Origin of the sequence: Bacteroides oleiciplenus YIT 12058 (assembly GCF_000315485.1) — a bacterium.
GTDB lineage: Bacteria > Bacteroidota > Bacteroidia > Bacteroidales > Bacteroidaceae > Bacteroides > Bacteroides oleiciplenus.
Window position 1 is genome coordinate 12,811 of sequence record NZ_JH992943.1, and the last position, 22,130, is coordinate 34,940.

Genomic DNA, 22,130 nt, shown 5'->3' on the forward strand with positions numbered 1-22,130 from the left:
CTCATAAGGGGTTGGTCCGAAAGCGGATTCAGCCCCTTATCCCATTCAAATCAATTCGTAGCTGGCACTTTGGATTGGCATATCCAAATTATGCAGTACTTTTTCAAGCAAAATACCCTCCCGATTATCATACTCATAACCGAAAGTGGCACGGATGCCCTGAAGAATGAATTGCGTGGCACGATCCAATGCAATGGGAAGACTGTCGCCTTGCAATAAGGCTCCGGTGATGACGCTCGTAAAGGTATCTCCCGTTCCCGGATAATGCGCGGGCAAATACGGGCAGGTAATTTTCCAGTAGCGGTCTCCTACCCGATTATAAGCATATACTGAGGTCTTGTGACTCTCGCCATGAACGGGAACACTGGTAATAATGACTACTTGCGGGCCTGCATCGGACAAAAGCCGGAGATAGGTCTTCAATTCTTCATCGGTATTATCTGCTTTGTAAGGCTTGTCCATCAGATAGAAGAGTTCAGTCAGATTCGGAGTAATTACGTCCGCCTTTGCAGTCAAATGGCGCATCTCCCGAATCATAGACTCGTCAAAGTTAGTATAGAGTCGTCCGTTGTCTCCAAGTACCGGATCTACCACTACCAAGTCATCCGGCTGGCGAAAATCATCTATAAAGTCCGAAACAATCTGCACCTGTCGCGGAGAACCCAGATAGCCTGTATAGAAAGCATCAAACTGTATATCCAGCTTCTTCCATTCGGCAATAATCCGAGGCATTTCATCCGTCAGGTCAAGGATAGAAAACTGCGGGTATTGTGTATGGCTGGACAGTACGGCCGTCGGCAAGGGACAGACCTGAAAGCCCATTGAGGACAGAATAGGGATAACGACTGTGAGGGATACGCGTCCAATACCCGATAGGTCATGAACCGCTGCTATTTTCTTTACTTTATTTGTGTACATCTTAGAGTTTATTACGCAATACTACCACATTCTTCTTTCACACAAAAAATCCCCGCAAAGATAACTTTACGGGGAGTAAAGAACAAGCTTAAAGAGAAAATGTTTAGAGATATTAAAAAATAAAAGGTCAGGCTAATGCAAGTATCAATATTTGTGCCGTAAGCACACGTAAGAACATAGTAAGCGGATAAACCGTAGCATATCCCACGGCAGGCGCATCACAAGAGGTCAAGTCATTGGAATACGCCAATGCCGGCGGATTGGTGGTTGAACCGCCCAATACCCCGATCAGCGTATAATAATTCAGTTTAAAGACATACCGCCCTACAAGGCCTGCTATCAGTAACGGAACGATAGTGATTATGACACCATATCCTACCCAGACATAACCGCCGTCATAAATCACTGTTTCTACAAAACCTTTGCCCGCACCCAGTCCGACACAGGCCAGGAAAAGAGAAATTCCAATCTCCCGCAGCATCAGGTTGGCACTCATAGTAGTATAGGTAATTAACTTATATTGAGGTCCGAAACGGCTGATCAGAATGGAAACGATAAGAGGTCCGCCCGCCAACCCTAATTTTACGGGTTGCGGAATCCCCGGGAATACAAAAGGGGTGCTACCCAGAATACACCCCAATGCTATACCCAGAAATATAGGTATCAGATTCGGATGATCCAGGCGCTTCATTGAATTCCCCAACACCTTTTCCGCATGGCTCACCGCCAACTCACTACCTACGATAGTAACACGGTCGCCCATCTGTAACTGCAACTGTGGAGCAGCTACCAAATCGACCCCCGAACGATTCACACGGGTGATACTGGCACCGAAATTATTACGTATCTTCAATTGCGAAAGCATCTTCCCATTCAGCTCCGGTTTGGTAATCAGGATGCGGCGGGAAATCAGCTTTTTGTCCAATTGTTCCCATTGCATGTCAATCTGTTTGCCGAAGAAGACAGTAATCGCTTCAATATCCTTGGGAGTAGAAATTATCAGGATTCTATCATGCAAATGCAATACTGTATCAGAATTTGCCAACTCAGTTTCCTGTCCGTCGTTATACCGCACACGCGAAATCACAAAATTGCGGTTCATCAACGGACGTATATCTTTTATCTTCTTTCCGTCGATAGCTTCATTGCGGATTTCCAACGATATAGGCCGTACAGTGAGCTCCTGTAAATGTCCCAATCCGCGCTCGGCTTCCGCTTCTTCCGTTTTGGTATCGATACGCAGGATATACTTCAAAGCTATTAACGACAAAATAATGCCCACCACACCCAACGGATAAGCGACTGCATATCCCAATGCTATCTCAGGCGCATCCACACCATTCAAATCGCTGTTTGCCTGCTGGGCGGCTCCAAGACCCGGAGTATTGGTAACGGCACCCGACAAAATGCCCACCATAGTGGTGATAGGCGTGCCCGTGACAAAATGCAATATAATCGTGATAACCACCCCAAGAAAGACTACCAACATAGCCAGCAGATTCAAAGTCAACCCGCCTTTCTTGAAAGCTGAGAAAAACCCCGGCCCCACTTGCAAACCTATGGAGTAAACAAACAGTATCAATCCGAACTCCTTCATAAAATGAAGCAGGTGTTCATTCAAAGTCATATTAAAATGTCCGAACACAATACCTACAAAGAGTATCCATGTGATACCCAATGAAACTCCCGCGACTTTGACCTTAGCCAGCATGATGCCAAATGCTATCACAAGCGAAAGAATCAACACGGAATGAGCCACTCCACCACCCCAGAGATCCGGGTATCCTTCAAACAGGTTACTTAATAATTCCATAATTTAAAGCATATATAATTATACCACAACATAGACATACCTTTTTCATCAGGCACCCCTCTCGCATGAATTATAAAAAAACAATTATTCTTTGCGCACTGTTCCCCTAATCCCACGAGTGGAAACAGTCTTTAACGAATGGCAGGTCTTCTGACTGACTCCCCTTCTGATTCCTTCCCGGCCTTCAATTCACAGCCAGTGGCAAAAGTATTTATCAGAAAGTTATGGAGTTTCACAGCAGCGGGACTGTCCGGGATTTACACCCGATTCCCTTTTAATCCGAATGACGGAAAACGTTCATCCGAAACCAATTCGGGGCAAAGATAGCGGAAATTATCATTGAACATCCTTTTTAAAACAAAAAATGTAAGCCGGGAATATTTTTTCCTATCATCCGTTGGATTATAGATTTTATTTCTAACTTTGTCAGCGATAACGGTTTCCAAATCACCGCAAGCGTGAAACGGAATTAAAAGGGAATCCTGTGAAAATCAGGGACTATCCCCGTAGCTGTAAGTTTCATCTCCCTACCATGTGGAGAAAAGAGTGTGGCATTCTTTAGCCACTGGTCGTGCAAAGACCGGGAAGGCGCCACAACGGAAACAAGTCAGAAGACCTGCCGATATCTGTAATCATTCAGGCTTTCGGGTGAAAAGCAATAGATGCATCCTTCAAGATTCATTTTATTACTCTGTCTCCGTATTTTGCCGTATGATTAATATAGCTGAACAAAGAATATTTGTTTGTTAAATCTTAAAATACAGGTATGATTAATTCGGAAACATTCATCGTCAAGAGAGATGGTAAAAAAGAAGCTTTCTCGCTTGACAAAATCAAAAATGCAATAAGCAAAGCATTCTTATCGGTAGGTAGTTTCGCCACACAGGACGTTATCACCAACATACTCAGCCGCGTGAACATCAGTGATGGAACCAGTGTAGAAGATATACAGAACCAGGTAGAAGTGGCATTGATGGCTGAACATTATTACAGTGTAGCAAAAGCGTTCATGCTATACAGACAGAAACATCTGGAAGACCGCGAAGTACGCGACAAACTCCGCTTCCTGATGGATTACTGCGATGCCTCCAACCCTGCCACTGGTAGTAAGTATGACGCTAACGCCAATGTGGAAAACAAAAATATAGCCACACTGATAGGCGAACTCCCCAAATCGAACTTTATCCGTCTGAACCGCCGTTTGCTGACTGACCGTCTGAAGGACATGTACGGCAAGGAACTTTCAGACCGCTACATCGAATTGCTGAACCAACACTTCATATACAAGAATGATGAAACCAATCTTGCCAACTATTGCGCAAGTATCACCATGTATCCGTGGCTGATAGGCGGAACTGCATCCATAGGCGGTAACTCCACTGCACCCACTAATCTGAAGTCTTTCTGTGGAGGATTCATCAATATGGTATTTATCGTATCGAGTATGCTCAGCGGCGCCTGTGCCACTCCGGAATTCCTGATGTACATGAATTACTTTATAGAAAAGGAGTTTGGAGAAGATTACTACCAGCATCCGGAACAACTTGCCGATTTGTCTACCAAACAAAGAACCATAGACAAGATCATCACCGACTGCTTTGAGCAAATAGTATATTCCATCAACCAGCCTACCGGTGCCAGAAACTTTCAGGCAGTGTTCTGGAATGTGGCATACTACGACAAATATTATTTCAACAGTCTTTTCGAACATTTTGTCTTCCCTGACGGAAACGCTCCTCATTGGGAATCATTGAGCTGGTTACAAAAACGTTTCATGAAGTGGTTCAATAAGGAACGTACCAAAGCCGTTCTTACCTTCCCCGTGGAAACAATGGCTTTGCTAACCAAAGACGGAGATGTATTGGATAAGGAATACGGTGACTTCACGGCTGAAATGTATGTGGAAGGGCACTCTTTCTTTACATATATGAGTAATAACGCCGACTCGTTAAGTAGCTGCTGTCGTTTGCGTAATGAAATACAGGATAACGGATTTAGTTATACCCTGGGAGCAGGCGGCGTATCTACCGGATCAAAAAGTGTGTTGACTATCAACCTGAACCGTTGCATCCAGCATGCAGTGAAATCCGGATTGCTTTATCATTTCTTCCTTGAAGAGGTAGTAGATCTGGTACACAAGGTACAACTGGCCTATAACGAAAACTTAAAGCATCTGCAAAGCAAAGGAATGTTACCCTTGTTTGATGCCGGGTACATCAATATGGGACGCCAATACCTGACAATCGGTGTAAACGGGCTGGTGGAAGCCGCCCAGTTCATGGGAATTGAAATCAACGATAATCCTAAATATGAAGCTTTTGTGCAGGAAATTCTGGGAATTGTAGAGAAATACAACAAGAAATATCGAACGAAAGAAATACTCTTCAACTGCGAAATGATACCGGCAGAGAATGTAGGTGTGAAACATGCCAAATGGGACAAAGAAGCCGGTTTCCAGACCTTCCGCGATTGCTATAACAGTTACTTCTACATTGTAGAAGATGAGTCGCTGAACATTATAGATAAGTTCCGTCTGCACGGACACAGGTACATAGAGCACCTGACGGGTGGTTCGGCACTCCACATGAACCTGGAAGAGCATTTGAGCAAAGAGCAATACAGACAATTACTTCGGGTGGCCGCCACTGAGGGCTGCAATTACTTTACTTTCAATATACCTAACACGGTTTGCAATAAATGCAACCACATTGACAAAAGATACTTGAAAGAGTGTCCGGAATGTCATAGCCAGAACGTGGATTATCTGACCCGCGTCATTGGCTACATGAAACGAATCAGCAATTTCTCTCAAGCCCGGCAAAAGGAGGCTGCCCGAAGATATTATGCTGAAGTACACTGATTATGACATCGTTTTCCAGGAGATACCGGATGAGGTGACATTGGCAATCAACCTATCCAATTGTCCGAACAGGTGCAAAGGTTGCCACAGTCCTTATCTGCAAAAGAACATTGGAGAACCGTTGACAGAAGAAAGCCTTTCCGTACTTTTACAGAAGTACGGAAAGGCCGTTACATGCGTTTGTTTCATGGGTGGAGATGCCGCTCCTTATGACATAGCACATTTGGCTGAATTTCTCCAGAAGCAGCAGATTGCTTCGGTAAAAGTCGGCTGGTATTCTGGAAAGTCGGAATTACCCGCAGAATTCTCCACACAGAACTTTCAGTATATCAAACTCGGACCGTACATAGAAAGTTGTGGTGGTCTAAAATCTGAAAAGACCAACCAAAGGCTTTACAAGATTCTACAGGGGAAAATGAATGATATTACATATCGGTTTAGATAGGTATAAACATTCTTTTTACAACAAAACCACCAAAATATAAAAGTTATCTCTATATTTGCCCACTGAGATTTTAATAGGAGTATAGAAACAGGAGCAAAAAAATTATGAAAGAGAAGCCAAACTTTGACTGTGATAAATATCGCCAAATTGCGCAAATGGCCCAAATGGGATGGTGGGAATCAGACCTGAAGAATCGTCAGTATATCTGTTCAGACTTTATCATAGACTTGCTTGGACTCGAAAGCGATCGGATCAGCTTTGAAGATTTCCACGGAAGAATACGGGAAGACCACCGGAAACGTCTCAGAAACGAATTCTTTTCGCTTACGAACATAGAAACCTACGAGCAGATGTTTCCCATTAAAGCAAAAGATGGAGAGGTATGGGTATATTCTAAAATCAGCTATAAACAGCCGGATGAAGAAGGATATAGAAATATCATAGGATATTTGCAATGTATAGACAAGCAAACCGAAGAAACGAATACCCCCATCGACTTTCTGCAGGTAAACAGCTTGCTTTATCAGCAAAACAATATTTCCCATTCACTACTCGCTTTCCTGCAGTCGGATGACATCACAGAGATTATCAATAAAATTCTGGATGATCTCCTTAGACAAATCAAAGGAGACCGTACCTATATTTTCGAAATAGACCGTGAAAACAAGGTGCAGAGTTGCATTTATGAAGCAACAGCAGAAGGAATATCTGAAGAACTGGAGTTCTTGCAGAATGTGGCCTGGGATGATTCTCTTTGGTGGGACCGACAAATTTCAGAAAAGAAATCAATCATTCTCAATACGTTGAATGATATGCCCGCCGAAGCTCAGGTTTATCGGGATACATTGGAAGCACAAGATATTAAATCAGTAATGGTGGTTCCGCTTCTATCCAAAGATAAAGTATGGGGATATATGGGTATAGATATGGTGAGAACACATCGCAACTGGAGCAATATAGACCATCAGTGGTTCTCATCTTTAGGAAACATCATAAGTATCTGCCTCCAGTTGCGCAAAGCGGAACTGCAGGCCAATGAGGACCGTCAGGCATTGGACCATAGCGAAAAAATTCTTCGCAATATTTATAAAAACCTGCCCGTAGGCATCGAGCTATACGATAAGGACGGTTATCTGGTGGATATGAATGATAAAGAAATCGAGATATTCGGTCTATCCGATAAAAATGAGGCGTTGGGAGTCTCCTTATTCGATAATCCTAATATACCGAAGGATGTAAAAGAAAAACTAAGAGCCAGGGAAAACGTGGATTTCTCAATCAATTATGATTTCTCGAAGATTGATAAATATGTGAAAAGTCATAGAGGGGACATTATCAACCTGACCACAAGGGTAACTCCTCTTTATGACTCTCAAAATCAATTCATCAATTATCTCTTTATTAATATAGATACAACAGAGACAACGACTGCACACACCAAAATACAGGAATTTGAAAATTTATTCCTTTTAATTGGCAACTATGCCAAAGTAGGCTTTGCCCATTTCAATATAATGACAAGGGATGGTTATGCACAAGATACATGGTACCGCAACTTAGGAGAAAAAGAAAATACTCCCATGCCGCAGGTTATCGGTGTCTATTCGCATGTACATCCGGAAGACCGGGATGTATTGATGACTTTTGTACGCGGAGTGAAGGAAGGAAAAAACACCAGCCTAAGCAAAGAGGTGCGTGTAAATAGAGGAAATGGGAAATATTCGTGGACCAGTATAAATGTAATGGTCAGAGATTATCGTCCACAGGATGGAATCATTGAAATGCTGTGTATCAATTACGATATTACACCTCTGAAAGAAACAGAACAGAAACTAATCATTGCCCGTGATAAAGCAGAGGAACTGGACCGTCTGAAATCTGCCTTTCTGGCTAATATGAGCCATGAGATACGCACTCCGCTTAATTCTATTGTCGGTTTTTCCAGCCTTCTGGCAGAAACGGATGACAGGGAGGAACGCCAGGAATACATAAAAATAGTCGAAGCAAACAATGAGTTGCTTTTACAACTGATTTCCGATATTCTGGATCTTTCGAAGATAGAAGCTGAAACCTTCGACTTTGTTTATACGGATGTAGATGTAAACGATTGTTGTAGGGAAATCATCAAATCCATGCAGATGAAAGTGAAAGGAGATGTTGAATTGACTTTTGAGAAGTATATGCCCGAATGTCACATCCATACGGATAAAAACCGGTTTACGCAAGTCATCACCAACTTCATAAACAACGCACTGAAGTTTACGAGGCAAGGCAGCATAGCTTTGGGATACGAACAAACGTCGCCTCAGGAGATTAAATTCTATGTGCGCGACACGGGTCTCGGAATTCCCAAAGAGAATCTGGACAACATATTCGAACGTTTTGTGAAACTGAACACCTTTGCGCAAGGTACGGGACTTGGACTTTCCATCTGCAAAAGCATTGTCACACAGATGGGAGGAAAAATAGGGGTAGAATCGACCGAAGGGGAAGGTTCATGCTTCTGGTTTACACATCCGTATTAATCATTTTATTTTGTATCTTTGCGCCCAATTTACACTAAAGCGCAACAATCATGCAAAAGAATACACAACGTCCGGTCAGTTCTATTGCTTATCCTATATTGATAGCATTAAGTATTTCACATTGTCTGAACGACCTGTTGCAATCGGTGATTACCGCCACTTATCCGCTTTTTAAGGAAGACTTGACACTGAGCTTCGCACAAATCGGATTAATAACACTGGTTTATCAAATGTCTGCATCCGTCTTTCAGCCGGTATTCGGGTTATTCTTCGATAAACGTCCGTTTGCATGGACGCTGCCGATGGGTATGTTATTCACCATGACAGGATTGTTGAACCTGGCATTTGCCAACAACCTTTATTGGGTGTTGTTTTCCGTATTCATCATAGGTATAGGGTCATCGGTACTTCATCCGGAGGCATCGCGCATAACTTCCCTTGCTTCCGGAGGCAGAAGAGGACTGGCACAATCACTGTTCCAAGTGGGTGGAAACTTGGGAGGATCACTTGGCCCGTTATTGGTGGCGCTGATAGTTGCACCTTACAGCAGGCATAACATTGCACTGTTTGCTATTTTATCTGTGATAGCAATCATAGTGATGATTCCCGTTGGTAAATGGTATAAAGGTTATATAACCCGGCTGAAACGTGACCACATCGCTCTCCAGCCACATATGCAGATGCCTCTGCCAATGGATAAAACGGTTCTATCCATTTCTATACTACTCATACTAATCTTCTCGAAGTATATTTATATGGCAAGCCTCAGCAGCTATTATACTTTCTATCTGATTCATAAATTCGGGGTAAGCGTGCAGGATTCACAGCTCTATCTCTTCGTATTCCTTGTGGCCACAGCTATCGGGACATTGCTGGGCGGTCCTATCGGTGACCGTGTCGGACGGAAATATGTCATCTGGGGGTCTATCCTCGGAGCTGCACCATTCAGTTTGCTGATGCCTCATGTGGGATTGATTGCAACAATCATATTGAGTTTCTGTGTCGGGCTGACGCTTTCATCTGCTTTCCCCGCCATCTTATTATATGCACAAGAATTACTACCCAACAAGCTGGGATTGATTTCCGGATTATTCTTCGGATTCGCTTTCGGAGTAGCAGGTATTGCCTCTGCCGTATTGGGCAATATGGCAGATAAATTCGGTATTGAAGCGGTTTATAATGTCTGCGCTTATATGCCTTTACTGGGGTTGGTGACTTGGTTCTTGCCTAATTTGAAAAAGAAGAGTCAATAATTACATCTTTCCATAAGGAGATACTTCCTCACAAACCCCTATAGGATAGTCTTTCAATATATCAGGGTTTCGATGGATATGCCAAAAAAGATGAATCCTTATAATATCTCCTTTTATGGAATATATTATTTTGTATGGTTTCACTAATAGGAACCTATACTCATGTTCCTCGTCGGTTAACAACCACTCAATGTTACCAATTAAAGGATTTTGTTTTAAAGTGCTTATTTTTTCTCTGAGTTTCTCTTTATATTTTAGAGCAGTCTGAACACCAAATTTCATTTTCCCATATTTGAAAATCTCACCTATTTGGCGTTTTGCTTCAATGTCGTATTGTATTTTCATTATTGCAGTGCATTATAAAACTCTTCCATCTCCTCTTCGCTGACATACTCTCCTTCTTCAAATCTCTTTTCAGAATCTTGCAACAGTTTTCGGGCTTCTCTAACGCCCATCCGATAGGGAGTGTTGGTTAGATCTTTACCTTTTCGTATGACGTCTTTTATGGTATCGAGCACCTCTTGGTTATTGATGTTCAACACTTCCCTGGCTAATTCAGCTTTATAAGCCTCCAATTCTAAAGTGTTCATAATCGATTTCTTTTTAAGTCCATACAAAGATAAATAAAAGTTCTGTATTCCTAGTAGATTATCATTTGTTTCTGGGAGAACCAATAGTAATTCAATAACCATCTCATCAATCATACCTATAAGTGGTTAGGTACAAAGAAACATTTCATTATTTGTGGGTATTTCATAAACCCCTCTGATACCGTTACTTTGCAACCGTACAAATTAAACCATTTTATAGTATGAAAAAAATAGGAATATTTTATGGTTCCTCAACGGGAACTACGCAAGGCATTGCCGAAACAATCGCTTCTAAGCTTGGTGTCCCCGCATCTGATGTAATCGATGTCAGCAAAATGAATGCCGATATGGTGAAAGGATATGAAGCTCTGCTTTTAGGAACTTCAACCTGGGGCGACGGTGAATTGCAGGACGATTGGTATGATGGCGTCAAAGTATTGAAGGATTCAGACCTGAAAGAAAAGACAATTGCCCTCTTCGGATGTGGTGATTCTGAATCTTATTGTGATACATTCTGCGATGGTATCGGTATCATTTACGAAGATATCAAAGATTCCGGTTGTACCATCGTCGGTAAAGTGTCTGCTAAAGATTATTCTTTCTCCTCTTCTATTGCAGTGATCGACGGCATGTTTGTCGGACTCGCTCTTGATGACATCAACGAAAGTGATAAGACGGAAGAGCGTATCGACGCTTGGGTGAACGACATAAAAAATCACTTGGCATAATTTTCTCTTATTCCATAGCCTTATGACAATATCTGACATTAACCCGGTAGAATTGAAAGTATTCCTGAACCACATCTACGAATTTAAGAAAGGAGTACGCCAGATGGTACTTTATACTACAAACAAGAAGTATGAAGCTTTTGCCGTGAAGCGCCTGACCGACCAGAAGATAAGTTACATTATCCAGCCCGTAGGAAACGGTAGGATAAACCTTTTCTTCGGACGTAAGGAATGTATAGAAGCTATCCGACTTTTGGTGAAACAGCCTCTGAATAAGCTTTCGCCCGAAGAGGATTTCATACTCGGAGCAATGTTGGGTTATGATATATGTGCTCAATGTGAACGGTACTGTGAAAGAAAAGTACGGTGCGCTTGATTTAACTTTGCATGTGTTTAGTTAGTTGTTTTTTGTTAAGAATGCCTGCGGTTCCCCGCAGGCATTCTTCTTTTTATTGTGACTCTATCAGGCGTAACTGTGCATGCCGCCAAGCAGATAATTCACTCCGAAATAAGTCATCAGTACGGTAAGGAAAGCCAGCACCATATAACAATGGAAAAAACGGGGTTGCCGGAATATAGCCAGAGACTGTCCATGAAATGCGGCACCATAAATCATAAAAGTGATTAAGGCCCAGACTTCTTTCGGGTCCCAGGCCCAATAACGCCCCCAGGAAACATTTGCCCAGACGGCACCTATAAAAATACCGGCCCCCAGACAAAAGACTGCTGGATAAAGCATCAGGCGGCTGAGCAGCATTAATTGTTTCACCCGGATCTTTCGCCCGTCCGGAATCTCGTTGCCTACGTTCTCTTTTCTCCACCCTCCTATACAAAATGCCAATAATCCGTTCAACATCATAAATGCAAAGAGGGCATAAGATATCATAATAAGAGAAACATGAATACTTAACCACGGAGACAGTAGAACAGGCATTAGTGGAGTTATCTGAGGATTTTTCTGCCCAAGATAAGCCACTAATAAAGCGAATCCTGAGAGAAGAAATCCGAAAGGTAATACAAACGAAAAACGGCGCCGGAACAAGCACGTCAGTAAGAGCGTACATAGCGCCATGAATTGCATCGTTTCATATCCATTGCTCAATGGAACGCGCCCACCAATATACCACCGCAAGCTGTAACTAAAAAGTTGACAGAAGAGTGACACATAGAGAGCAATAGTAAGAACAGGAATCAACTTGCCAGCCAAAGAACGCATGCTACAATAAAGCACGTAAAAGAATGCCAGCAATCCCACCGCCAGATTGAACATGAACATCAGTTTACTGAACGGAATACGGTTATACAGCAATTCGGCACACACCTTTGTTTCTGATAAAGGCTTTACACTCCCATCTTCCGGCAAAGGGCGGATCAGTGTTCCATTTCGAAGCATCAATATCAGACCTACCTTTTCATCTGTTTCCATAATGGCCTTTTCCAGCGAAGTCATTTTTTGATGAGGTTTCTGACCGCCTTTCCAAAACTCCTGTAAACGATAGTTTTGTCCGTCAAACAAGTCAGTAAGGCGGGCATAAGGAGACGACAGTTGAAGTAAATGACGGAGTTCCGCACTCTTTATATAGATCATCGGCTCATTCTGCCAAACTTCCGGACGCAATAGCCAACCGCCAATCACTTGTTCGGGGGTCATGCCTCCATATGAAGAGGTTCCGGTCAGTTTTAAAACAAAGTCATGTGCAAGCGTATTAAAAGGTACCACACGGTCGTGGTAAATCACTTGTTTGGAAGCCAGACTATCCGCCTGTTTGCGTGCCAATGCAGGAAGACTTCTGTTTTCAGCCTGTACCGTTCCACCCAGACCAAATATCAGCAATACAAATACGCCTCCCTTTCTGAGCAACGGATGCCTGAGCAGCCTGCGAAACTCTCCCATACGGCTGGCAAGCATCCATAGCATAGAGATACCCAGCATTATATATCCTGCATAAGTAACCCCTATCCCCCACGGATCATAGTTCACAGACAACCAGCTACCTTGTTCATTTTCATCAAAAGAAGACTGATAGAAACGATACCCCTGACGGAAAAGAATACGGTTCATGGAAATAGGTTCCGCACCATGGATATAACTGATATAATCAGCGGGAGCCTCTGTTCCCGGATAATACTTCACACGGAAACTGTCCAGACACAATGCGAAAGGCAGTTCTACGACCCGCTTGCTGTCCTGTTCTATGAAACACCCCACCTCAGTGCCTACCGTGAGATGCATATATCCTTTTTTGCTACATAGAAACGTAATCATGGCTCCCACCAAGATAACAAGGAAGGAGCCATGCAACAACAATGTCGGGAGACGCCGCCACAATTGCCGCTTGACCAGCGCGGCAATCATCAAGGCAGCAAGTACTCCCCACAAACAACAAAACCAAATCGTGTGATAAACATACTTTTCTACAAACTCTGTCCCATATGCATGTTCCATAAATGTTGTCGCAGCAAGCAAAGCTACAAGACAGATATATAAAATGACAAGAGAAGATTTAAAAGGACGCATAATCCTCATTCTTCAAAGACTTGACACCCATGCACTCCATTTCTATCAGCCACCCCGGACGGCATACGGGTGCATGTACAAAAACTTTAGGGGTATCAGGAAAACGCTTGTCATACATCTTTTTCACAACCGTATAATCTGCAATGTCACGCAGATAAACAATCATATGCCCCAAATCATCAAACGTGCAGTCTGCTTCTTTCAGCAAAGTTTCCACATTTTCCCACATCCGTTCAGCCTGCTTGCGGATGTCACCGGGATACACCACCTCACCTTTATTATTGATGCTTGCCGTACCGGAAATAAATACCTGACGGCGGTCACCGTAATCCACATAGGTGCCGCGTTCAAAGCTGACACCATATTCATAGGTAGGATTCAGATGTGTAGGAGCATAAAGGAAGTGAATTTGTTCCGTTTTCAAACCAGCCACAGCATAAGTATCCATTTGTACAAACACTTTGGGGTCTGCATGGCGCCCGCCGATACCTGTACTGGAAATGTAATGTGTCTTTTCTGTCAGATTCTGGGTGATAAAGACTTCGTTACGTGCCTTTACCACACCGGCATAATTCACATCTACGTTTTGTACGAAGAACCAGGTGCGGATACAGTCGTTTGCCAATGTGCAGCCTTGTTCCATAAGTTGCATCACGTAATCGTTCAGCAGCAAACGGGTCTGATATTCTGAGCTTGCGGCACGATTGAAAGCACTGCCTCCCCAGAATTGACGGTAAGCTCCATGCTTCACTTCAAAAAGTCCATTGTGCAATACTCGCGTCTGCACATTGGTCTGCAAATAAACCCACAAAGCTATTTTTGTTCCATCCAAAGGAGGCTGTTCCACAATGGAAAGGGCACAATCGGAGCTCTCGGTAATAAGAGCCAGCAAAATGTCCGCCTGATTGGCTGCATCACTTAAAAAGCAACGTTTAAATACGGCTACAGCACCTTTTAGTTCACCTGCCAGCAAATCGTTGTAGGCATCGGCTACCGCATTCAATTGCTGTTCATAAGTATCTTCCGGCCGGGTGGAGTGAATCATCACATGATACTCTGAAACTCCTTGCTCTACTTCATATTTAAAAATCTCGGTCAATGTATTCTCTGATTGGTTAATTCGTTGTTTATTGTTGTTCATATCCAATATAAATTACTTGTTGTTCAAAAAAGCACCGTCATTAATCCAGTCATCTATCAGCTTCAAAGATAGCTGCTCTTTTTCAGAAAACAAATCCAAATGGTGCATATTCGTATCGCCATCTCTGTTTAAAACCAGATGCAAAAAACTTTCTTCTGCTTTGCCGGGCTTCACCAACAGTATATCACTGTTTTTATGGGCAGGTTGATTGACCATCGCATCATAACTTTTACCTGCCGTTAAAAATAAGTTACCTGATGCAGAACCAGTCTCACCGTGACACATCGTACATTTCTTATCAAACACCTGGGACTGAATAGTGCTGTACATGCCGACATCCAGTGTACCGGCATTTATCATGATGGTATCTGTTACAGCAGCAAGCTCCTCGCTTTCTATCGTATGAAAGTCAACGACGCACTCTCTCAGGCGATTGACAACACACAACTTCAAGGCTGTCACCTCATCACCGATGCCGCCGAGTGTCATCACAATCTCACTTCCATCGGCCACATTGACGGGCAGTGACTTCGTGATAACTGCATACTCACTCTTATCATTGAAGCCTGCCACAACCACACTGTATCCGTCTGCCCAATTGCTGAGTCCACTGAAACGGCCTGTCAACTTCAAGGTGCGTCCTCCGCGTGCTATATCGACCTTCTGTTCATAGATTCTTCCGTCATCACACGAACAAAAGCAAACCGTCATCCAGATAGCAGCAAAGAATAATATATAGTTTTTCATAACCACTCTCTTCGTTTTTTTTAGAAAGTATATTGCAACATTACTGTTGCAGAATGAGTTGCCAAACCTAAATTATCGTTATCACGGTCGAGCTGCGTTTCATGACCTGTACGGGCGATGTACTGGTACATAGCCTGCAATTTCAGATTACAACCCTTAAAGAAATAATTCATACCTACTGCCGGCATGTTCAGGAATCCGTCATCACTTGTACCGTTACGGTTAAAGAAGTCGTAACGCAAGGCAGCCTGCAAGCGGGGGGCAACAAAGTAACCACCTTGTACATAACCACCAAGGTAGTTGTAAGATTCATTAATCTTCTGGCGGTCAGTGAAGCCTACATTCATATAGTATGCTTCGGCAGCCAGATAGAGCTTATTCTTCAACATGGCAAATTCCAATCCTACACGGCTATCGTTGGTACTTTCATTCTCACTTTCCACATTAATGGAAGCTGACACACCGAACATGATTTTATCTTCACTCAAACGGTTGGGGTTACCCTGAGTAGATGGCATCACACCTTTAGGCATGTAAGTGAAACGTCCTGCATACAGCAAAGAAGGGATGTGCCAATCGTCACTCATCGTTTTTGTAGCCGTATTCACAGCAGCACCGGTACCATTGAACAGGCCCACTTCATAACCAAACTTGTCAGCCAGCAATCCGTGAATTTCGACCCCCAAATCAAAGCCTGTACCGATATTGGGAGTTACTGCATTCAGGGAGTAAGGCAGAATGACGGAAGAAGTCAACGAAACGGGCAACTGCGGCAATAATGTTTCGCCCAACGTTGTCAGATAAGCATGCGCAAAGGGAGTCTTGAACTTACCGACACGCACTGCAAATTGTTTTTTGAATTGCACATCGAACCATGCTTGCTGAAGCAATGCACCACCACTGGCAGCCGCATTGATAGAAAGGTTGAAAGCTACTTTGCCAAATGCCTTACCAGTGAAACCCAGCACGGCATAAGGGATAGAAAAGCCGGAGTTGGCTATATTGTCCTGGTTGTATGCCTTATCCAGACCTTCATCGTCGTACCAATTGAAATTAGCACAGGTCTGTACCAGCAGATAGGGTTTGAATACAAAGTCACCCTTCTTTGTCTCGATAGTGAATCCCTCTCTTCCGGCAAGTGAAACCACACCGTTTTCAGTATCTTCTTCATGCTGTGCCCTAGCAGCCAACGAAAGGGAGGCCATTACAACCATTAAAATTAATTTCTTCATAATTGCTTATTATAATACTTATTGGTTTTATTGTTCGTTATTCGCTTTTACAGTGATTTTAAAAATGCGACCATAGCATCACGGTCTTCTTTGCTCATCTTCTTGAAAAGATTCTTAGATGCTTCACCTTCACCACCATGCCACATGATAGCTTCCACAAAGTTGCGGGCACGTCCGTCGTGCAGAAAGTAAGTATGACCGTTTACGGTTTCCTGTAGTCCGACGCCCCAAAGCGGAGTAGTGCGCCATTCGTTACCACGGGCCAGACCGCTTACGTAGTTATCATTCAACCCTACGCCCATGATTTCAGAACCCATGTCATGAAGCAAAAAGTCGGAATAAGGATGAATAGTCTGGCTGCCCAACCACGGAAGACGAGTTCCATTCAACAGGACAGAACCGCGTGGTTTGGTATGAAGAGTGGTGACATGACAAAGATGGCATTTTGCTTTATAGAAGTTCTGTTCTCCTCGCTTCACCTGTTCATCATTTATATTGCGACGTGCCGGCACACTGAGGCTCTGCATGTAGAGATCCACATTTTCCATTTCCTCTGTCGAAACTTCAAGCTGGGCATAAGAAAGTCCCATCATACTGCCTTGATTCACTTGTGCCTGTCCTTCACAGATTTCTTCGGGATAACGGCTATTGGTGACACCCATATCACTGGAGAAACCAAGCTCTACCGTCAGGTCGGCATGCTGCGCCTTGTTACCGGACAAGCCTAAACTTCTCACACCTCTCTCGGTGATATAATTACAACGACCGCTGATACCATACTCCGGATAATTACTCTTTGCGGCAAGAGCTTCTATTTCAACAGGGTCGAGGGCCATCATCTGTCCCATACCTACGTGACGCAAAGGAATGCGCACCGTACAAAACAAATCTTCCGGTTTGATGCTGTCTGCATACCATTCATAAATGGAATAATTAGGCTTGCAGAGTTCATACTTCTCCCCATCAGGGAACTGGAAAGTTTCATAAGTATATTCTACTTTCAGCTTTCCCTCCGGCTTCACACCATAAATTGCCTGATCGTGAAGCACACGCCCATAGTCCTGGAAGAAAGCTCCGTTCTTACGGCTAATATAAACCAACATAGACGAAAAACCGGAACTTCCGGAACCACCTTCACTCCATAAGGTAGGTTGCGTGCGTCCTGCATTGCGGTGACAGCTACCACAAGAATAACCGGCATAGACCGGTCCCAATCCACCACCTATTCCGCTGCTACTGGTACGATTGTCATCATACAATTTATCGCCACGGGTAAAACGCTTGTCGTATTCTCCCGTTATCCAGTCGGCAGACCTGTCATAAGCGAAAGAGGAGGTCAGGAAGTTGGTAGCAGTACCGGCAGAAAGGGCAAACCCGGAAGGTACTTCTATATCATCCACATCAATTCCATCGTTTTCGCAGGCGCACAGAACCAGAAGCGAGTAACATATTGAAAATAAATATTTTAATAAACCATTCATGCGTTCTTGAATTATTATTGCAAAATACGTAACTAACATTTATCTTTTTAACGCAGATGTTGCGGAAGCAGCAGAATATTCATTTTATCCTGCCGTTTCCGCAAAATCTCATTTCCTGCAAAACAGGAGTTTTACTGAACGGTACGAGCTTCACCGTCTTTGAAGATCAGATACTCCAAAGTGTGGTAACCACGCAATGCCTGCGCACCGGCAATTTTATCATCTTCTTCATCATAGTCACCATCCCAATTCAAATCAGAATAGTTACCGGAAGTCAAAATCTGTACGATACCATCCTGGTCGAGCGGCCAGCTATCCATATTGGGGTCAAGACCTTTGTCTGCAACAGGACCGAAAAGGAACGCTTCACTGGTTTCCCATGGTTCGCGGGCAGTGAGCCATGCTGTGGCACAAGCCTTAAAGTTAGCATTACTGGGAGAAGTACGGAAAGTTTCAACAGCATTGAAGAGAGCCTGATTTCCTGCTTTCAAGTCAGCATAGGTAGGCAATACAACCACATCCACATAATTCGCTACAACTTTTGACAATACGGTTTTATCAATACTTTCAATGCAACTCTTCAGACTTCCCTTGAGCACTTCCTCTAAAGTTGCACAAGCTTCCATAGCACTTACAGCTTCTTCGCTATTAATATTGTTACGGAAAGGACTCGGGATAGCCCAGATAGCTGCTGCTGCATCATCAATAGCTTTTTTCACTTCTGTATCGAGAGAGGCATTTACTGCCGCTACCGCTTTTGAAAGAGATGACTCGCTAATAGCACCTGTACGTGTTCCATAATAGGCATTACGAATAGAATAGATATTGTTACGATAGTCTTCACGAGAATGCCAGCTATACCATGATTCCACAGCATACAAAGCCTTTTCTTCATTATTATGTATGAAAAGATCATAAGGGTCACCAATCTTGGCAGTACCTACTTCATTGGCAATATCAACACAACCGTCAATCAGTTGCTCAACACTCGTTAAAGCATCCTGATTCTTAAAGAAATTAGCATAACTGTCACCTTCGTTGTATTTAACTGCCCAGTCATCATAAAGAGCCGTGGCATCATTTACCAACAATTGCGCAACTACACGCATGTAATTTCCCCAACTACTTGCATTCTCAGGCGTGTAGTCCAGATTTTTAGCATCTACATCTGTGGTATCATCATCACTGCAAGCAGTAGCAGTGAACATCAAGCCCAAAGCCAGGGCCGACAAATAAAAAAACTTCTTCATATTACTTAAACATTAAATTATAAAAACCTATCTAAAACTATTTTTTCACAAACCAACCGACATAAGCTATGCCGATGGCAAACTCATTCTCATTGTTATATTTGGTAGATCCAAATACTTTGTTCGTACCAATCTTGCGTGTAGTGTAATCGGCTTTCACAACCAGATTAGGCAAAGCGAACCAGTTAAGTCCTGCCGTCCATTTGCTCACCTGGCAACGTTTCTCAATCATGGCAGTTCCCTCAGCCTCTTCCTGCGGATTATAGTACTCATAGCGAACATAAGGATAGATGACCGGACACTTTTTCCGCTGGAAGAAAGCACTCAAATTGACCCCAGCTTCGAGACCATAGCACATCGCATTTTTAGCAACATTACGCATGGCACCATGATAGTAATTGGAATTATTGGAAAGAGTAACTTTACTTATCTTTGAAGAGTTATCCAAATCTCCATAAATGATATTACCACGGGCAGTGACATACTTATTCTTAAATTGCGCATCAGCAGAATATATTGTCACTGACGAACGGCCTACGCTGCTATACTTATAGTTCTTATCAGCATTGGCTGTAACATCCCTACAATAGTAGAATGAAGCGCCTACCCGCAATCCCGGCACACCTTTATAGTCCAGACGAGCCACATAAGCCGGTGAAGTGAAATTATCCGCTTCAAAGAGTCCTTGTTTGCCGCCCGCTACCCAATTATCACGACCGAAACCGTCCGCATTCAAACCTGCAACAATCAGCGCCTGATAATCGAAGCGTGCATATCTCTTACCAAAAGAACCGAAGAATTCCAAACCTGTTTCATGCCAGGTAGAAGGAATAATCATTGTCTCACCCTCAGGACGGGAAGTTCCGAAGAAGTTGATAGGCTCGTGATGAGCGTTAGTCAAACCGATAGGTACAATCAGGTGACCTGCACGAACATTGAAAGCCGAATGTATCAGACGGGTAATATGGAACTGTTCGAGAGCCACTTCTCCACCCTTTTCCATTTCTGTTTCATACTCACCGTTTTCTGAATTCTCAAGTTCAGTTTCGATACCTACACCTCCTGCTTCAAATTCAATTTCAGCACCCAGTATCCATTTAGAACTGAACTTGTAGTCAAAAGCCAACACAAAACGGGGAATAGCAATAGTGTTGCGATGATCGCTATTATCGACGCCGCCATAGAAACGGTTTGTTCCGTAGTTCATGAATTTCGCCACCATCTCTCCGTATCCACCAAAGCGGAACTTTTTGTAGTCATCGTCATTTGCTACCTGCTCTTTTTTCACCGTAGTTTCCGTTTGTTCTTCCACTGAGATAACTTTTTCGGGCTCAACAGCCTGTAAAGTATTGGTAAAGAACAAGAAACATAGGGCACACAATCTTGTTAATTTTTCCATCTTTTATCTTAAATTTTGTTGGCGCAAAGGTAGAGGGAGTTTAAAAGGCGAACAATACCCAAATATGAGTATAATATCATTAAAAATAATAACATGTAGGTACTTTTACGAACGTTTTTTCTTTTTGTTCTTTTTTACAAAGCAACAGTTGGCAAAAAAGATAATAGCAAAAATGACAGCAATCCAAATCAGACTGATAAAAATCAGATAGCGATTATATACATACTCTCCTTCCTCAGGAGTATGGCTAAAAGTACAAATTAAGCAGTTACACAAAGGATTACCCGCATCATGCGAGAAATAAGAATAGAGCAGGAAAGACATGCTACCCACAAAAACAACAAGAATAGACAGCATTCCCCATCTCTTACAATTAGAAGAATGACCGACTATTTTTCCACTACGAGTTAATTTTACCATATAGTAGTTTACATCTTTAATTATTCGCGGCAAAGTTGCGTGCTTTTAGCCATCTTGACAATACCCAATAATTGTGATTTTTATAAAAATCTAACAAAAAACCATCATTAATAGGTATTTCACGAAACCCGAATTCTCCCCTACTTTGCAACCGGAAAAAATAAAGTTCATGCAATACCCAAAAGATGACATACAAAAAGATATTCTGAAAGCCGCCGAGAAAGTTTTCTTGCAGAAAGGCTTTCAGAAAGCATCCATGCGCGAAATAGCGCAAGAAGCACAGGTGGGCTTGAGTAATATCTATAATTACTTTAAAAATAAGGACGAAATCTTCCGCACAGTAGTAAGACCTGTCATCAGTGCATTTGAAAGGATGCTGCACGAACATCATGGACGCTATGGAGCAGACATCATGGAAATGTATTCCGCCGATTACCTACGATATGTGATAGAGGAATACATAACACTGATACAAGAACATCGCAAATTATTAGTATTGTTGTTCTTCCATGCACAAGGCTCTTCTCTGGAACGCTTTAAAGAAGAATTCACTGAACACTCCACCTCATTGGTGAAAGAGTACTTCAAAGAAATGAAAGAAAAACATCCTCAAATGAACATCAACGTATCCGACTTTTCCATCCATCTGCACACGGCGTGGATGTTCACCATGTTTGAAGAATTGATAATGCATCGAGTCGGGATAGGAGATCTGGAACAGATAGTGACGGAATACATCACATTCGAAGTAACTGGTTGGAGAGAGCTTATGAAAATATAAGCTCTCTCTTTTTTTTGAACGGTTTTGAA

At 42.9% G+C, this 22,130-nt stretch carries 19 protein-coding genes and 2 riboswitches; of the genes, 7 read left to right on the plus strand and 12 right to left on the minus strand.

Features of this window, described 5'->3' with window-relative positions:
• Nucleotides 1–45: 45 nt before the first annotated feature.
• Both HMPREF9447_RS16625 and HMPREF9447_RS16630 read right to left on the minus strand, forming a co-directional pair.
• Nucleotides 46–918 (minus strand): pyridoxamine kinase, encoded by an 873-nt coding sequence (locus HMPREF9447_RS16625; protein ID WP_009130916.1) that lies wholly within the window; start codon nucleotides 916–918, stop codon nucleotides 46–48.
• A gap of 127 nt (nucleotides 919–1,045) precedes the next feature.
• The gene (locus tag HMPREF9447_RS16630) at nucleotides 1,046–2,731 is read right to left on the minus strand and encodes a putative transporter (protein ID WP_009130917.1); all 1,686 of its coding nucleotides are present in this window, start codon (nucleotides 2,729–2,731) and stop codon (nucleotides 1,046–1,048) included.
• Between the two features lie 123 nt (nucleotides 2,732–2,854).
• Nucleotides 2,855–3,059, minus strand: a riboswitch (cobalamin riboswitch).
• 91 nt (nucleotides 3,060–3,150) lie between these two features.
• A riboswitch (cobalamin riboswitch) is annotated at nucleotides 3,151–3,369 on the plus strand.
• Between the two features lie 128 nt (nucleotides 3,370–3,497).
• Between HMPREF9447_RS16630 and nrdD the strand changes: the two genes are divergently transcribed.
• The 4 genes from nrdD (at nucleotide 3,498) to HMPREF9447_RS16655 (ending at nucleotide 9,814) form a co-directional block, all read left to right on the plus strand.
• Nucleotides 3,498–5,591: an anaerobic ribonucleoside-triphosphate reductase gene (gene nrdD / locus HMPREF9447_RS16640; RefSeq protein WP_009130918.1), complete on the plus strand. Its 2,094-nt coding sequence runs from the start codon at nucleotides 3,498–3,500 to the stop codon at nucleotides 5,589–5,591.
• Complete coding sequence (gene nrdG, locus HMPREF9447_RS16645) at nucleotides 5,575–6,036, plus strand: anaerobic ribonucleoside-triphosphate reductase activating protein (RefSeq protein ID WP_009130919.1); 462 nt, start codon at nucleotides 5,575–5,577, stop codon at nucleotides 6,034–6,036. The genes nrdD and nrdG overlap by 17 nt, the downstream gene beginning before the upstream one ends.
• A 104-nt stretch (nucleotides 6,037–6,140) precedes the next feature.
• Nucleotides 6,141–8,561 carry a sensor histidine kinase gene (locus HMPREF9447_RS16650; protein WP_009130920.1) on the plus strand — a complete coding sequence of 807 codons (2,421 nt, stop codon included), beginning with the start codon at nucleotides 6,141–6,143 and terminating at the stop codon, nucleotides 8,559–8,561.
• A gap of 50 nt (nucleotides 8,562–8,611) precedes the next feature.
• Nucleotides 8,612–9,814, plus strand: coding sequence for an MFS transporter (locus tag HMPREF9447_RS16655; RefSeq protein ID WP_009130921.1), 1,203 nt, complete (start codon nucleotides 8,612–8,614; stop codon nucleotides 9,812–9,814).
• On the opposite strand, the gene HMPREF9447_RS16660 is transcribed toward HMPREF9447_RS16655, so the two are convergent.
• Both HMPREF9447_RS16660 and HMPREF9447_RS16665 read right to left on the minus strand, forming a co-directional pair.
• Complete coding sequence (locus HMPREF9447_RS16660; protein WP_009130922.1) at nucleotides 9,815–10,159, minus strand: type II toxin-antitoxin system RelE/ParE family toxin; 345 nt, start codon at nucleotides 10,157–10,159, stop codon at nucleotides 9,815–9,817. It abuts the gene before it with no gap.
• Nucleotides 10,159–10,404, minus strand: coding sequence for a hypothetical protein (locus tag HMPREF9447_RS16665; RefSeq protein ID WP_148374843.1), 246 nt, complete (start codon nucleotides 10,402–10,404; stop codon nucleotides 10,159–10,161). Before HMPREF9447_RS16665 ends, HMPREF9447_RS16660 begins: the two co-directional genes overlap by 1 nt.
• A 221-nt stretch (nucleotides 10,405–10,625) precedes the next feature.
• Between HMPREF9447_RS16665 and fldA the strand changes: the two genes are divergently transcribed.
• Both fldA and HMPREF9447_RS16675 read left to right on the plus strand, forming a co-directional pair.
• Complete coding sequence (gene fldA, locus HMPREF9447_RS16670; RefSeq protein WP_009130924.1) at nucleotides 10,626–11,132, plus strand: flavodoxin FldA; 507 nt, start codon at nucleotides 10,626–10,628, stop codon at nucleotides 11,130–11,132.
• Between the two features lie 22 nt (nucleotides 11,133–11,154).
• Nucleotides 11,155–11,508, plus strand: a complete 354-nt coding sequence (locus HMPREF9447_RS16675; protein ID WP_009130925.1) for a DUF2023 family protein — start codon at nucleotides 11,155–11,157, stop codon at nucleotides 11,506–11,508.
• Between the two features lie 87 nt (nucleotides 11,509–11,595).
• On the opposite strand, the gene ccsA is transcribed toward HMPREF9447_RS16675, so the two are convergent.
• From ccsA to HMPREF9447_RS16715, 8 genes are all read right to left on the minus strand, one after another.
• Entirely contained in the window at nucleotides 11,596–13,650 is a 2,055-nt protein-coding gene (gene ccsA / locus HMPREF9447_RS16680; protein WP_009130926.1) for a cytochrome c biogenesis protein CcsA, read from the minus strand.
• Nucleotides 13,637–14,791 (minus strand): Rid family hydrolase, encoded by a 1,155-nt coding sequence (locus HMPREF9447_RS16685; RefSeq protein WP_009130927.1) that lies wholly within the window; start codon nucleotides 14,789–14,791, stop codon nucleotides 13,637–13,639. The genes ccsA and HMPREF9447_RS16685 overlap by 14 nt, the downstream gene beginning before the upstream one ends.
• A 12-nt stretch (nucleotides 14,792–14,803) precedes the next feature.
• The gene (locus HMPREF9447_RS16690) at nucleotides 14,804–15,538 is read right to left on the minus strand and encodes a hypothetical protein (protein WP_009130928.1); all 735 of its coding nucleotides are present in this window, start codon (nucleotides 15,536–15,538) and stop codon (nucleotides 14,804–14,806) included.
• 20 nt (nucleotides 15,539–15,558) lie between these two features.
• Nucleotides 15,559–16,770 carry a porin gene (locus HMPREF9447_RS16695; RefSeq protein ID WP_009130929.1) on the minus strand — a complete coding sequence of 404 codons (1,212 nt, stop codon included), beginning with the start codon at nucleotides 16,768–16,770 and terminating at the stop codon, nucleotides 15,559–15,561.
• A gap of 47 nt (nucleotides 16,771–16,817) precedes the next feature.
• Nucleotides 16,818–18,251 (minus strand): di-heme oxidoredictase family protein, encoded by a 1,434-nt coding sequence (locus HMPREF9447_RS16700; protein ID WP_044138408.1) that lies wholly within the window; start codon nucleotides 18,249–18,251, stop codon nucleotides 16,818–16,820.
• A 131-nt stretch (nucleotides 18,252–18,382) separates the two neighbouring features.
• Nucleotides 18,383–19,501, minus strand: a complete 1,119-nt coding sequence (locus HMPREF9447_RS16705) for an imelysin family protein (protein WP_009130931.1) — start codon at nucleotides 19,499–19,501, stop codon at nucleotides 18,383–18,385.
• A 37-nt stretch (nucleotides 19,502–19,538) separates the two neighbouring features.
• Nucleotides 19,539–20,900, minus strand: coding sequence for a hypothetical protein (locus HMPREF9447_RS16710; protein WP_009130932.1), 1,362 nt, complete (start codon nucleotides 20,898–20,900; stop codon nucleotides 19,539–19,541).
• A gap of 105 nt (nucleotides 20,901–21,005) precedes the next feature.
• Nucleotides 21,006–21,320, minus strand: coding sequence for a hypothetical protein (locus HMPREF9447_RS16715; protein ID WP_009130933.1), 315 nt, complete (start codon nucleotides 21,318–21,320; stop codon nucleotides 21,006–21,008).
• 169 nt (nucleotides 21,321–21,489) lie between these two features.
• On the opposite strand from HMPREF9447_RS16715, the gene HMPREF9447_RS16720 reads away from it, so the two are divergent.
• The gene (locus HMPREF9447_RS16720) at nucleotides 21,490–22,101 is read left to right on the plus strand and encodes a TetR/AcrR family transcriptional regulator (protein WP_009130934.1); all 612 of its coding nucleotides are present in this window, start codon (nucleotides 21,490–21,492) and stop codon (nucleotides 22,099–22,101) included.
• The last annotated feature ends 29 nt before the right edge of the window (nucleotides 22,102–22,130 follow it).

What these genes read in the sequence shown, in the direction of transcription:
- HMPREF9447_RS16625 (WP_009130916.1), bottom strand. Translation starts at nt 918, where the DNA reads ATGTACACAAATAAAGTAAAGAAAATAGCAGCGGTTCATGACCTATCG.
- HMPREF9447_RS16630 (WP_009130917.1), bottom strand. Translation starts at nt 2,731, where the DNA reads ATGGAATTATTAAGTAACCTGTTTGAAGGATACCCGGATCTCTGGGGT.
- nrdD (WP_009130918.1), top strand. Translation starts at nt 3,498, where the DNA reads ATGATTAATTCGGAAACATTCATCGTCAAGAGAGATGGTAAAAAAGAA.
- nrdG (WP_009130919.1), top strand. Translation starts at nt 5,575, where the DNA reads ATGCTGAAGTACACTGATTATGACATCGTTTTCCAGGAGATACCGGAT.
- HMPREF9447_RS16650 (WP_009130920.1), top strand. Translation starts at nt 6,141, where the DNA reads ATGAAAGAGAAGCCAAACTTTGACTGTGATAAATATCGCCAAATTGCG.
- HMPREF9447_RS16655 (WP_009130921.1), top strand. Translation starts at nt 8,612, where the DNA reads ATGCAAAAGAATACACAACGTCCGGTCAGTTCTATTGCTTATCCTATA.
- HMPREF9447_RS16660 (WP_009130922.1), bottom strand. Translation starts at nt 10,159, where the DNA reads ATGAAAATACAATACGACATTGAAGCAAAACGCCAAATAGGTGAGATT.
- HMPREF9447_RS16665 (WP_148374843.1), bottom strand. Translation starts at nt 10,404, where the DNA reads ATGAACACTTTAGAATTGGAGGCTTATAAAGCTGAATTAGCCAGGGAA.
- fldA (WP_009130924.1), top strand. Translation starts at nt 10,626, where the DNA reads ATGAAAAAAATAGGAATATTTTATGGTTCCTCAACGGGAACTACGCAA.
- HMPREF9447_RS16675 (WP_009130925.1), top strand. Translation starts at nt 11,155, where the DNA reads ATGACAATATCTGACATTAACCCGGTAGAATTGAAAGTATTCCTGAAC.
- ccsA (WP_009130926.1), bottom strand. Translation starts at nt 13,650, where the DNA reads ATGCGTCCTTTTAAATCTTCTCTTGTCATTTTATATATCTGTCTTGTA.
- HMPREF9447_RS16685 (WP_009130927.1), bottom strand. Translation starts at nt 14,791, where the DNA reads ATGAACAACAATAAACAACGAATTAACCAATCAGAGAATACATTGACC.
- HMPREF9447_RS16690 (WP_009130928.1), bottom strand. Translation starts at nt 15,538, where the DNA reads ATGAAAAACTATATATTATTCTTTGCTGCTATCTGGATGACGGTTTGC.
- HMPREF9447_RS16695 (WP_009130929.1), bottom strand. Translation starts at nt 16,770, where the DNA reads ATGAAGAAATTAATTTTAATGGTTGTAATGGCCTCCCTTTCGTTGGCT.
- HMPREF9447_RS16700 (WP_044138408.1), bottom strand. Translation starts at nt 18,251, where the DNA reads ATGAATGGTTTATTAAAATATTTATTTTCAATATGTTACTCGCTTCTG.
- HMPREF9447_RS16705 (WP_009130931.1), bottom strand. Translation starts at nt 19,501, where the DNA reads ATGAAGAAGTTTTTTTATTTGTCGGCCCTGGCTTTGGGCTTGATGTTC.
- HMPREF9447_RS16710 (WP_009130932.1), bottom strand. Translation starts at nt 20,900, where the DNA reads ATGGAAAAATTAACAAGATTGTGTGCCCTATGTTTCTTGTTCTTTACC.
- HMPREF9447_RS16715 (WP_009130933.1), bottom strand. Translation starts at nt 21,320, where the DNA reads ATGGTAAAATTAACTCGTAGTGGAAAAATAGTCGGTCATTCTTCTAAT.
- HMPREF9447_RS16720 (WP_009130934.1), top strand. Translation starts at nt 21,490, where the DNA reads ATGCAATACCCAAAAGATGACATACAAAAAGATATTCTGAAAGCCGCC.